This is a genomic window from Chlorogloeopsis fritschii PCC 6912 (assembly GCF_000317285.1).
GTDB lineage: Bacteria > Cyanobacteriota > Cyanobacteriia > Cyanobacteriales > Nostocaceae > Chlorogloeopsis > Chlorogloeopsis fritschii.
In genome coordinates this window covers 87,383-98,820 of sequence record NZ_AJLN01000049.1, presented here as the reverse complement: position 1 = coordinate 98,820, position 11,438 = coordinate 87,383, and the positions used below count along the sequence as shown (strand labels likewise).

General features: G+C 41.7%; 10 protein-coding genes. 5 read left to right on the top strand and 5 right to left on the bottom strand.

Annotation, left to right across the window (positions count from 1 at the left end; genetic code table 11):
• Positions 1–424: 424 nt before the first annotated feature.
• Positions 425–1,156, top strand: a complete 732-nt coding sequence (locus UYC_RS0106655; RefSeq protein ID WP_016873940.1) for a helix-turn-helix domain-containing protein — start codon at positions 425–427, stop codon at positions 1,154–1,156.
• A 133-nt stretch (positions 1,157–1,289) separates the two neighbouring features.
• Positions 1,290–1,535, top strand: coding sequence for a UPF0175 family protein (locus UYC_RS0106650; RefSeq protein ID WP_016873941.1), 246 nt, complete (start codon positions 1,290–1,292; stop codon positions 1,533–1,535).
• A 17-nt stretch (positions 1,536–1,552) separates the two neighbouring features.
• Here UYC_RS0106650 and UYC_RS0106645 read toward each other — a convergent pair whose 3' ends face one another.
• Positions 1,553–2,278, bottom strand: coding sequence for an HNH endonuclease signature motif containing protein (locus UYC_RS0106645; protein WP_016873942.1), 726 nt, complete (start codon positions 2,276–2,278; stop codon positions 1,553–1,555).
• Positions 2,250–3,188, bottom strand: a complete 939-nt coding sequence (locus tag UYC_RS0106640; RefSeq protein WP_016873943.1) for a Dam family site-specific DNA-(adenine-N6)-methyltransferase — start codon at positions 3,186–3,188, stop codon at positions 2,250–2,252. Before UYC_RS0106640 ends, UYC_RS0106645 begins: the two co-directional genes overlap by 29 nt.
• Before the next feature lie 217 nt (positions 3,189–3,405).
• Here UYC_RS0106640 and UYC_RS0106635 point away from each other — a divergent pair, with 217 nt between their 5' ends.
• The 3 genes from UYC_RS0106635 (at position 3,406) to glpD (ending at position 7,190) form a co-directional block, all read left to right on the top strand.
• On the top strand, positions 3,406–4,485 hold the full coding sequence (locus UYC_RS0106635; protein ID WP_016873944.1) for a glycosyltransferase family 4 protein: 1,080 nt from the start codon (positions 3,406–3,408) through the stop codon (positions 4,483–4,485).
• Positions 4,485–5,396, top strand: a complete 912-nt coding sequence (locus UYC_RS0106630; protein WP_026087404.1) for a S66 peptidase family protein — start codon at positions 4,485–4,487, stop codon at positions 5,394–5,396. The genes UYC_RS0106635 and UYC_RS0106630 overlap by 1 nt, the downstream gene beginning before the upstream one ends.
• Before the next feature lie 108 nt (positions 5,397–5,504).
• Positions 5,505–7,190 (top strand): glycerol-3-phosphate dehydrogenase, encoded by a 1,686-nt coding sequence (gene glpD / locus UYC_RS0106625; RefSeq protein ID WP_016873946.1) that lies wholly within the window; start codon positions 5,505–5,507, stop codon positions 7,188–7,190.
• A gap of 140 nt (positions 7,191–7,330) precedes the next feature.
• Here glpD and UYC_RS0106620 read toward each other — a convergent pair whose 3' ends face one another.
• From UYC_RS0106620 to UYC_RS0106610, 3 genes are all read right to left on the bottom strand, one after another.
• Positions 7,331–7,783 carry a response regulator gene (locus tag UYC_RS0106620; RefSeq protein ID WP_016879311.1) on the bottom strand — a complete coding sequence of 151 codons (453 nt, stop codon included), beginning with the start codon at positions 7,781–7,783 and terminating at the stop codon, positions 7,331–7,333.
• A gap of 260 nt (positions 7,784–8,043) precedes the next feature.
• Positions 8,044–9,594 (bottom strand): phytoene desaturase family protein, encoded by a 1,551-nt coding sequence (locus tag UYC_RS0106615; protein ID WP_016873948.1) that lies wholly within the window; start codon positions 9,592–9,594, stop codon positions 8,044–8,046.
• The gene (locus tag UYC_RS0106610; RefSeq protein WP_016873949.1) at positions 9,591–11,222 is read right to left on the bottom strand and encodes a cyclic peptide export ABC transporter; all 1,632 of its coding nucleotides are present in this window, start codon (positions 11,220–11,222) and stop codon (positions 9,591–9,593) included. Before UYC_RS0106610 ends, UYC_RS0106615 begins: the two co-directional genes overlap by 4 nt.
• Positions 11,223–11,438: the final 216 nt, after the last annotated feature.

The window sequence follows — 11,438 nt, the reverse complement described above, 5'->3', positions numbered from 1 at the left end:
AGCGAAATCAATCTGTATACTCAAGTGATTGAGATGATGAAGATGGTTGTTTAAAAGAAGAATAAGGATATGTTGAAGAGAAGACGAAGACGGGAATAAAACAATCAATACTCAGTATGCTCATATTTAGAGAATATACTGAGGCAAGATTTTGAAAGGATTGCCCGAATTTTATTCGCGAATCTACGTTTTAGTATATTTGCACAAACTATTAATATCAGGTTTTTAACTGGTGGAGGTTTGAAAAGTGTGGTGAAAAGCGTTTGTTAACTGTAGAGTTGAGTGTGACATCATACTTTCAAAATCTTTTTACTTTGAGATAAAAAACTTGCAGTTGAGCATATTCAAAAATCAACTTTCGGCTGAGATTTTCTTGGTCGAGAACTTTTAATTGTGTAAAAAATTATTTCATGAGTTGTATGAGATGAATACTCAGGAATTATTCGATATTGCCGATAAAGTTGTCTATAAATCTACTGGCAGACATCTTAGTGACTTACAAGCTGATTTATTGAAAGCATCTTTCCAAAATCAGACATACGAGCAGTTTGCCAACGATCGCGGCTACTGTCTTGACTATATTAAGAAGGATGTAGGCTCAGTGTTATGGAATTTGCTCTCTCAAGCTTTAGGAGAGAAAATTACTAAAAAGAACTTTCGACAAGCTTTGGAGCGATATCAACAGGCTCAAGAATTGCTCAACATTCGGGATGCACAGAAACGACAAGATGTTTGCGAGCTAGTTGAGACTTCGGCTTTGTCTAGACGTACTCAAGAATTCGGCACGCTCAAACAATTGCTCCGCCAAGGAAAATGCAGATTCGTAGCATTTGTGGCTTTGACGGAAGTAGAACAATCTTCTTGGGCTGTAAAGTTGATAGAACCAATCGAAAATGAGTTTGATAGTGCAAGGGAGCGATCGCTCCCTCGTACTGAACCGCTAGCTAGTCTTGTGAGTGAACTTGTACCTTTACTGCCAAATCAACAGCAATCAAAAATTCAGATCGGATGTTTACTTCAATGTTTATGTTCTAATGATTTTCTGCTGGTTTTGGACAATGCTGAGGTTGTTTTGCAAGTTGGCAAGTTGATTGCACAAGATAGCCACAGTTATGCTCCGATTTTGCACTTGGAAAAATTGAGAAGTTCGATTTAGTAGGTGAAGGGGTGTTGAAGTTATTGCAGGCGATCGCATATGTACGACATTGGATGATGCCACAATAGCCTAAACTACCCTTGTTTTGGCTGGTACGATCTAAGCAGTAGATTTAAGAGTTAGAGAGCTAACCATGAGTTTGGTAATCTCAGACGACCTTGTAAGAGTAAGCGGCTTATCAGAACAAGAATTATTTCTGGAAATTGTGCTGATGCTATTTCGCCAAGACAAAATTAGTTTGGGGAAAGCTAGTGAGTTGGTGGGAATGCATCGAATGCAGTTTCAAAAACTGCTGGCTGATCGAGGCATCTGCATTCACTATGATGTAGCTGAGTTTCAAGAAGACCTCAATACTTTACAAGAAACGGACTGGCAGTGATCATTGTCAGTAACACTTCACCAACGCTCTATTTCCCGTTCAATAATTTCCTTGACAAATTCAGGAATTTCTTTATCCAGGCTAACAGCTTGCTGTTTTAGTCTTTCATAGATTTCAACATCGTCCCCTTCCCATAAAAGATCTATTCTCCTGACTTGTCGCATTGCAATATGGGTGTAATTTTCTGGATATGCCCAATAACATGACAAACAAATAGATTTATCTTTAAGGTTGTTCCAATTTTCACAATGCTCACATGACCAAGATTTAGCTCGATTAGCAGAACCGCAAAGCAACATAAAGTTTTCTGGTTCTAAATCTGGTTCACCATCAACTTCAAAAGGAATACGATGATCAATTTGCAACTCGCGCTCATCAACTTCTTCTAGATAGATAAAGCACTTACAACCATATCTTCTAATTAACTCATCTTTAATCTGTTTTGATAAACCAGTTCTACCAGATAACCTAGAAAACCTTGCTTTGCTGACATCGCCAAATCTGTAAGCGGCAATTCTCCTTCCGTCACTTCCGGTGACGCGGAAAGTCTCTAGAGGAATTCCGTTCTCTCGAACATCTCTGGCTGCTCTTGGAGGATGATTATAACCGTATCTTTCCTTCAAGTCTTCGGTGGTAATAAAACCATATTGCAAGATATGATCAATAACTGCTTTTGGTCTTTTAGCAGTTACAGATTGACAAAGCTGTATAAATTCATCGGGTAGCTGTTGAGAACTGTCCATGCTGTTCCAAGAGAGTCAGTAGTTTTGATGTTTTGCTAATATAGCCTGCCAACTCTAAAATCTGCTCACTTGGTAAATTCGGCGACAAGTACAAAGATTCTATCGTTATTTCCTCTCTACCCAGTAGTGTTGCTTGTGACGATCGCCCTACTTCTATTTCAATCCTCTTGAGTCCTAACTTTTCTGGTAAAGTATTGCCAAAAGTTTTTTTGCCTCGTTTACCGTCATAACTAATTGCAAACGCTATCCCCTTTCGATTTAGTTGTTCAAGGGCTAGAACAAAGTCATCAAAATAAATTCCAGAAAAATATCTTGAATCCCTATCTCCACACACACCTTGATAGGGAGGATCAATATAAACAAAATCAGTATTTTTCACCTCAGATAAAACTTCTCTGTAATCTAAACACGTGAATATACACTTACTCTTCAAGAGGGCAGAAACACCTTCTATATTTTTCCGCATCTTGTCAGGTTTCGTTCCTTTACGCCTCTTGTCAGGGCTTTGATTAAAAAATCCCTCTGAGTTATACCGAACTGCCCCTTTTACACATCGAGCTAATAGATATAGAAAGAGCTTTGGATCGTTAGTTTTATTGAACCCTTCTCTAACTTCATAATAGTGGTTTATGGAATCGTGATGCTGCCGACTCCATATATCTGCATATGCATCTGCTATCTCATGTGGTTTTTCTATAATTAGCTTCAATAGCTCAACAAGTGGCTTGTTTAAGTCATTAAGCCAAAAATTCTGAGAAATGTGTTTGGCAGAAGCGGCAATACTGATGGCTGCGGTTCCTGCAAAAGGCTCTACAATCCTTTCCACTCTGTTAGGAAAAAATTTAAGAATATATGGTGTAAGATTTCTTTTACTACCCTGATATTGAATTGGATGCGGTAGACTAGCCATCTTGAGAGAATAACAGATGAACTTATTTTAGAGTACCACAAAGGATAACATAGCTTTCCGCTAGGAAACTTTTCTAAGCTAGCAAGGGTTAAGACGGCTAACTAGTTATTAGACCATTTTCAAATACCACTCGCTCCACATCCATCTAACTCCGATATTCCTTTTGCGTTGACTTTGTGCTTTAGTGTCTTTGTGGTTTTACCTCCTCACACGGCTGATGAGTGCTTCTGTCCAATCTCTAAAGTTACTATTTGTCTCCACTTCCGTTGGGCCTCTTGGTAGTGGACTTGGTGGCGGTGTGGAATTAAGCGTGTATAATATAGCCCAAGAAATGATCCGCCGGGGTCATCAACTGCAAATCGTTGCCCCAGCAGGCTCTACATGGGATTCGCTACCACTAATACAAATTCCCGGTAATTTACAAATCATTGCCCAAAGTCTGAAACGCACAGATCCCATCACTATGCCAGAAAATTCTGTGTTGGCGAATATGTGGGACTATGCCCGTCAAGTTCAGGATAACTACGACTTGATTGTAAATTTTGCTTACGATTGGTTGCCTTTTTACCTGACACCTTTTTTCAGATGCCCGATCGCCCATTTTGTCAGCATGGGTTCTCTGTCTGATGCTCTCGACCAAATTATCATCCAAACATCAAAGCAATTTCCCGGTACGCTTGGCTTTTATACTCCCTCGCAAGCGGCGACTTTTCCCGAACTCACGTCACCCATATACTATTTAAGTAGCGGTATTGATTTATCTCTGTATCAATTTTGTGCCGAACCAAAACAACAATTAGCTTGGTTAGGTCGTATTTCCCCAGAAAAAGCTTTGGAAGATGCAGTAGCTGTAGCAGAAATTACTAAAATTCCACTGAAGATTATGGGTAAAATTCAGGATGAATCATACTGGCAGCAGATTTGTCGGGATTTCCCCAAATCATGTTTTGAATATCTGGGATTTTTACCAACTGCACAGTTGCAACAGGTAGTCCGCGAGTGTCAAGCTTTATTAATGACACCGCGCTGGGTAGAAGCATTTGGGAATGTGGCTATAGAAGCGCTTGCTTGTGGAGTTCCAGTCATATCCTACAGTCGCGGCGGCCCAGCAGAAATAGTCCAAGATGGCAAAACTGGATTTTTGGTAGAACCTGATAGTGTTGCTGGGTTGGTAAATGCAACACAGCGTATTCACGAAATCAACCGTCACACTTGTCGCCAGCAAGCTGAGGAGGAATTTTCTCTCAAAGCACTAGGCGATCGCTTTGAAAAATGGTTCAAGGAGATTATTTTTTAATGCCATCCCAAATTATTATTCCACCACCCCTCCAACCAGGAGACTTACTCAGAGTGATTGCTCCTAGTGGTGCTTTGCGAGAATTGGGGGCATTTCAACGCGGAGTAGAGATTTGGCGATCGCGTGGTTACAAGGTAGAAATCATTCCAGAGATAGATGTCAAATGGGGATATCTGGCAGGTAAAGATGAAAATCGCCGCGACCATTTAGTATCTGCATGGCAAGATCCAGAATGTCGGGGCATTCTTTGTGCTAGAGGTGGTTTTGGCAGCACCCGGATTTTGGAAGAGGACAAGGGGAATGAAAGTTTTTTCGTGTCTTCTCCTACTCCCAAGTGGCTAATTGGCTTTTCTGACATCACCGCTTTGTTGTGGAGTCTTTATCAAGCAGGAATTTCTGGTGTTCACGCTCCTTTATTGACTACAATAGCCGATGAACCAGACTGGTCGCTGCAACGCTTATTCGATTGGGTAGAAGGGCGTGCTCTTGCTCCTTTAAAAGGTAATGGTTGGGGAGGCGGTGTTGCTACTGGCATCCTGTTACCAGCAAATCTAACTGTCGCAACCCATCTTTTTGCTACACCCATCCAACCAAATATGGACGGTATAATTCTTGCCTTTGAGGATGTCACCGAAGCTCCCTATCGCATTGACAGGATGTTGACACAATGGCGGATGAGCGGTGTTTTGTCTAAAGTCCGTGGTATTGCTTTGGGTAGTTTTAGCAGGTGTGAAGTGCCACAAAATGTACCTAGCTTTAGTGTAGAGGAAGTATTACGCGATCGCTTGGGTGATTTAAGTATTCCTATTGTCTCCGATTTACCCTTTGGTCATGAAGCACCAAATGCAGCTTTACCAGTAGGTGTGCAAGCAACTTTAGATGGCGATCGGGGAATATTGGATATCTTTTAAGAAAAAGGCAGAGGGCAGATGGCAGACGGGAAGAGGATTGACTTATTTGTCTTATTCATAGCCGATGGTGCGCTGCCTATGCAGGTGATTAGTTTTTAAAGGCTTGTTATGAATAATTTGCAGGCTATAAGTAATAACGCTTATGACTTAGTAATAATTGGTGGCGGAATTAATGGAGCTGGTGTAGTGCGAGATGCAGCGCTGCGGGGACTAAAAACACTCTTGATTGAGAAGAATGATTTTAGCAGCGGTTCGACAAGCTGGTCAACTCGATTAATTCATGGGGGATTGCGCTATCTAGAGACTTTTGAATTTTCCTTGGTGCGTGAATCTTTACAAGAGCGGGAAATTCTCTTGCATATAGCACCCCATTTGGTAAAACCGCTACTGCTGACGATTCCGATTTATCGCGATCGCTCTCGCCCTTACTGGAAAATTCAAGCTGGGATGTTCCTTTACGATATTTTGAGCTTTGATAAGTCTTTGTTATCTCACAGGATGCTACCAAAGCGAAAGTTTCAGCAGTTATTTCCCGATTTAGATCCTGAAGGTTTGTGTGGCGGCGCTCAATACTATGATTGTCAGGTAGCTTACGCTGAAAGGTTGTGCTTGGAAAATATTCTTTCCGCGCAAGCAGCAGGAGCAACGGTACTGAATTACGTGCAAGTCAAGCAGCTGCATCAGGGGGGAAATAGGATTGATAGTCTTAGTTGTTGCGATCGCTTTACAGGTGAAGAAGTCAAAGTGAAATTGAGCGATCGGGGTGTAGTTGTCAATACATCTGGCCCTTGGGTAGACCAAATTTTAGAATCGATTACCGCAAATGGGTTAACATCAAGCAGGAGTGGCAGTAAAAAAATCGGCCCGACTAAAGGTAGTCATATTATTGTCGATCCCTTTCCTGGCGCACCCATAACTGCATTGTATGTAGAAGCGAAAACGGATGGGCGTCCTTTCTTTATTATTCCTTGGTTGGGTAGATATTTAATTGGAACTACAGATCAGCACTTTCAAGGCAATCTTGATCGCATCAAAGCTGATAACGATGAGATTGACTATCTGCTTAATGAAACCAATCGTGTTATTCCTATTGCTGGGTTGTCTCGTCAGGATGTGAAGTTTACTTACTCTGGTGTTCGTCCTTTACCTTGGGAAGAGGGCAAACAACCAGGAAAAATTACCCGTAAGCATATCATTTGCGATCGCACACCAGCAGGAATTGTGAATCTTATTTCTTTAATTGGTGGCAAACTTACAACTTATCGCCAAGTAGCGGAAGAAATAGTTAATGCAGTTTATCAAAAATTAGGTGAAAAGGCTCCTGCTTGCTCAACTCAGAATCAACCCTTACCGGGAGCCATATTACCTAACGATTCTCGCCTCAAAAAAGCCCTTGATGACTATAGGGATGTTATCTCACCCAGTTCAATTCATCACTTATTTTCCATTTACGGAGCAAGAGCGATAGAGGTTCTAGCCTTGACAGATTGTTCATCTGATTTAGCTGAAGTTATTACACCCGATCTACCAGATATTAAAGCCCAGATTGTCTATGCAGTAAACTCAGAACTAGCGCGAACACTAGTAGATATTGCTCGCCGTCGCACGTCTGTGGCAATGTTGAGGAATTATGGCTTGGACTTGTTACCTGTCATGACGGAAGTACTGACTAAGCATTGCGGCTGGAGTTCACAGGATTGCGATCGGCAAGTAAAGGAATATTACACCTATATTCAACAAAATTGCATTCCCGATTATCAGTTAACTGATTTGAAAATATGGGACAGGGGATAGGTGACAGGGTACAGGGAAAGAGATTTTCATGCTTGATTGTGGATTTCCCCGTAATTAGCTCTCTTGAAAATAGGGTTGGGGGTTGGGGGAATAGGTGAAGAGGTATTTTTATGTATCCTGGGTAACACAGTTCATGAAGGCTACTTATCAGTAAAAGATGACTGCTGCTGAATAAGTTTGACTATTTCTATTACTAAATCTGTAGGATCTACAGGCTTTAGTAGGTAACCTTGAAACCCATATTGAAGATAAAAATCGCCCTCTCTTTGTAAATCCACAGCTGTGACTGCAATAGCAGGAATCGTTCCCAGAGGAGGATTAAGAGTTCTAAGTTGACGAAGTAATGAGTAGCCGTCAACTTCTGGCATGGCAAGATCGGTAATCAGAAGATGTGGTTGAAATTGTTTTATTAACCGTAAAGCTTCTAGAGCTGATGCTGCGGTTGTTACCAGAGCACCATCCTCTTCAAGAACGAAGGTGATGAAGGTACGGGTATCTTCATCATCGTCTACTACAAGTATCCGCAAACCATCCAAAGGTTGAAAATTTTTTCTATCATCTTTAAGATGATAGTTTTCATAATCGTCTGACACGATAATACTACCTCCTAGTTGCTTGCTCAATTAGGGGGAAGTCCTGCTAGGAGCTAGTTGGGAGCTGGCTACCTAGTGGGCGTAACTACCTAGTGCGCGTATAAATTTCACTAAGTTTTATTAAATCAGTTTTCTCTCGTGTCAGTCTTATTTCCTACGAGACAATTACTTTTCTTAAAATAATTGCCTCTTTGGTTAGATGTATTTCTGTTCACACGCAGCTAAAAATTTTCCGCTCTTAACCACTACTCCAGTACCTTTTACATACATCCCACATCCTTGAGCATTTCTAAATGCTTGTTTAGGGGTGCTAGGGTGTTTGCGGCAATCATCCCACTCGCTGCAACTGCTGGTAAACCGATGCCGGGAAATGTCGAATCACCACAGCACAGCAATCCTGGCAAAGGCGTAGCAGAACCAGGAAAGAAACCTTTTCCAGCTGGAATTGCCGCACCGTAAGAACCGCGATGGCGGCGCAAAAAGCGTTCGTGTGTTAGGGGCGTACCAACAAGTGTTACTTCACATCGCTGACGAATATCTGGGATAATTCGCTCTAATGCTTGCCACATCACTTCTGCACGCGATCGCTTCTTTTGGGCATACTCCTGACTTTTTCTATCCATTCCCTGCCACAGCGCATACGGCTCGTTACCAGGAGTATAAACGTGAATGACGTGCTTGCCCTGTGGTGCTAATGATGGATCTAAAATGGAGGGAACCGACACCAAAACTACATTTTGAGGCGCTGTCACACCTTTTTCCCAGTCGTTAACTACGATGTAATGACAAGCAAGATGGGAATCCAAGCCTTGGGCATCGATACCAAGGTGAAGATGCATGAAACTATCACACTCAGGTGTACTAGCTCGCTGTTCTAGAAACCATTTGGGCACTGCTTGCTCTGGTAGTAGCTTGAGCGTATCCCATACCGATGCATTCGATACAACAGCCCGTCGCGCCCGGATTTCCTTGCCACTACGCAGACGTACCCCTGTGGCGCGATTTCCTTCTACAAGTACTTGTTCCACATGAGCGTTCAGTATTAACTGCCCACCGTGTTTTTCTAACCCTCTAACTAGCGCATCTACCAGCGCACCACTACCACCAACCGGATAGTCAAGCACTACTCCTGGGCGATACCAGTCTGCAAACATAAATGCCATTTCTGCGGCACTGGTTCCATTGGCTGGCAATCCAGAAAGCAGAAAACAAAGTAAATCCAGCCAGTTACGAATAAAAGAGTCAGAAACAACACCTTCTATTACCTGGCTAAAAGCTCCTGTCAGCTTGGTAATATTGCCAGCATGACGTAACATCGGCAAAGCAAATTTACCCATCGTCATGACTGCACCCAAATCGAAACGCAATGCCGCAGGTGGAATGGCAACTGCTGCACGAGCTAGAGGTTCGATCGCGCGTTGAAGTTTGCGCCATTGGGCAACAGCATCTTGCCCGCGCAGATGAGCGAGCACTTCACAAAATTGATCTGCACCTACCTTCGTATCAAAATCACCTTCTGGTAAACAGCATCCCCATGTATCGTATGTCGCCCAAGCTATATCTTCAGTGATCGCATCTAACACTTGGCGCAGGGGATTGGCAGAAGGTTTGTAGGATAGTCCAGAATATAGAGATGGCCCGGAATCAAATTTGAATCCGTTACGCTCAAAGCCATGGGCAGCACCACCAGGGAGCGAGTGGCTCTCACAGACTGTGACATCAAAACCATAGCGTGCCAGGATGGCTGCACAACTCAAACCACCAATACCGCTACCGATGACGACTACATCTGTTAAGTCTGTGTTGTTCATCTTGAATAAGGATGCTGCTTATCAAACTCCACTTTACCGTACTCTAGTTTGATGATTCGGTCTGCGAGATGAAAATAGCGATCGTCGTGGCTAATTGCTAGAACTGTTTTACCTTTATCTCTTAAATTTGGTAATAGTTGGATGTAAAAAAATTCTTTAAATACTGGATCTTGATCGGCTGCCCACTCATCAAACAAATAAATCGGTCGGTCTTCCAAGTATGCTATTAGTAAAGCTAATCGTTTACGCTGCCCTTGAGAAAGAGCAGTGGTAGAAATTTGACCATTTTTAACTGTAACTTTATGGTCTATTTGTAGTAGCTTCAAGTATTCTTGAATTTGATAGTCTAAAGCAGAATTTTCTAAACCTAAAATTTCATCAAATAGATAAAAATCAGAAAAAATAGCAGAGAAATGTTGTCGATACCATTCTCGATTTTGTTCGTCAATTGTCTCGTCATCTAATCTAATTTCTCCGGTTTCAGGAATATATAGTCCAGTAATAAGTTTGGCTACAGTTGATTTACCACTACCATTTCCTCCCACAATAAATACTAATTCTTGTGGATATAAAGTTAAATTGATGGGGCCTAAAATAAAGTTACTATCTTCTCTATTTCCGTAGTAGGTGTGAGTAACACCTTTCAGTTGCAAGCTACTCCAGGAAGTTTTAATTTCAGGTGGAACTGTTAATAATTCGGCTCGACTACCAAGAGATAAACCTAGAGACTCAATTTTTTGCAATGCAATATTAGCTCTACTCAGATGAGGAAGCTTGCTAATAATATTGTCCATTGGCAACATCAAGTAAGTAAAAGTTAAGATGTAGCCAGAGAGAGTTTGCGAGTTAATAGCAAGCAGATTTGGTAGTACGAAAAGTACAAAACCGAGTGCAAAAAAGAATATCAGTTGCCCCCAGCTAGAAGTTGTAGCAAAAAGGGTTAAGCCGCCAATATTGTGAAGACGGTAGTTAGCGGCTGTTGATTGCAGTTTTTGTTCTAGAAAGACTTGACGACGCCTATAGTGTAATTTAAGTTCTTTGATACCTTCAGTAATACTACGGAAATGCTTAAACAGCCCATCTTGATCCTCACGAGCAAGGGCAAGTAATTTCTCACCTCTATTCAACAACCATTTGCAACTAGCAATTGCCACCACTGCAAGGCTGACAACCATCAGCAATACTAACCAAGATAACCAGGTTATGTAAACTATACAACCCAAGACGATCGCCAGATTTATAAACAAAAAAGGCATCTGGTAGACACCATTGGCAACTGCTTGAACGTCTTCTGTCAGAGTTGCTAGTAGTCGGGGGTTTCCTAGTTCTTCCAGATGGCTCAACTCGGAGGAGAGAATCTGGCGACTCAAGCGCATCCTTAATTTGAATACTGCATTTTGAGATAGGCGAATCAGCATTACTTGAGAAATAATGCTGGTAACCAGTACAACTATTGCTAGCCCTGCAAAACTCCAAGCTATAGTTGTTAATGATGAAGTGGACTTGTTGCTTGCGGCATAGCTAATCAGAGCAATTAGACTAGCACTACTACCACCACTAAGGAATCCAGTGACGATAGCGATCGCCAAAATTTGCCATGAATCTTTAAAAAGACGAAAAATATACACTTTTAGGCTGTTAAGTAGAAGGCAGATGGAAAAAGGCAGAAGGCAGAAGGTATAAAGACTATTTCGTCTGCTGTCTAGAAATTGATATCTTACATTTAAATCTGTCCACCTATTTATCTATAACTGATATTTATATATTTCTATGTTAAAGGGACTCGGTAGTAGCGATCGCGAATGGAAATTGTCCCTACAGCGGCTTTCTGTAAGGTGGGCATT

Excerpts from the sequence above, each read along its gene's own strand:
- UYC_RS0106655 (WP_016873940.1), top strand. The coding sequence starts at position 425 with ATGAATACTCAGGAATTATTCGATATTGCCGATAAAGTTGTCTATAAA.
- UYC_RS0106650 (WP_016873941.1), top strand. The coding sequence starts at position 1,290 with ATGAGTTTGGTAATCTCAGACGACCTTGTAAGAGTAAGCGGCTTATCA.
- UYC_RS0106645 (WP_016873942.1), bottom strand. The coding sequence starts at position 2,278 with ATGGACAGTTCTCAACAGCTACCCGATGAATTTATACAGCTTTGTCAA.
- UYC_RS0106640 (WP_016873943.1), bottom strand. The coding sequence starts at position 3,188 with ATGGCTAGTCTACCGCATCCAATTCAATATCAGGGTAGTAAAAGAAAT.
- UYC_RS0106635 (WP_016873944.1), top strand. The coding sequence starts at position 3,406 with ATGAGTGCTTCTGTCCAATCTCTAAAGTTACTATTTGTCTCCACTTCC.
- UYC_RS0106630 (WP_026087404.1), top strand. The coding sequence starts at position 4,485 with ATGCCATCCCAAATTATTATTCCACCACCCCTCCAACCAGGAGACTTA.
- glpD (WP_016873946.1), top strand. The coding sequence starts at position 5,505 with ATGAATAATTTGCAGGCTATAAGTAATAACGCTTATGACTTAGTAATA.
- UYC_RS0106615 (WP_016873948.1), bottom strand. The coding sequence starts at position 9,594 with ATGAACAACACAGACTTAACAGATGTAGTCGTCATCGGTAGCGGTATT.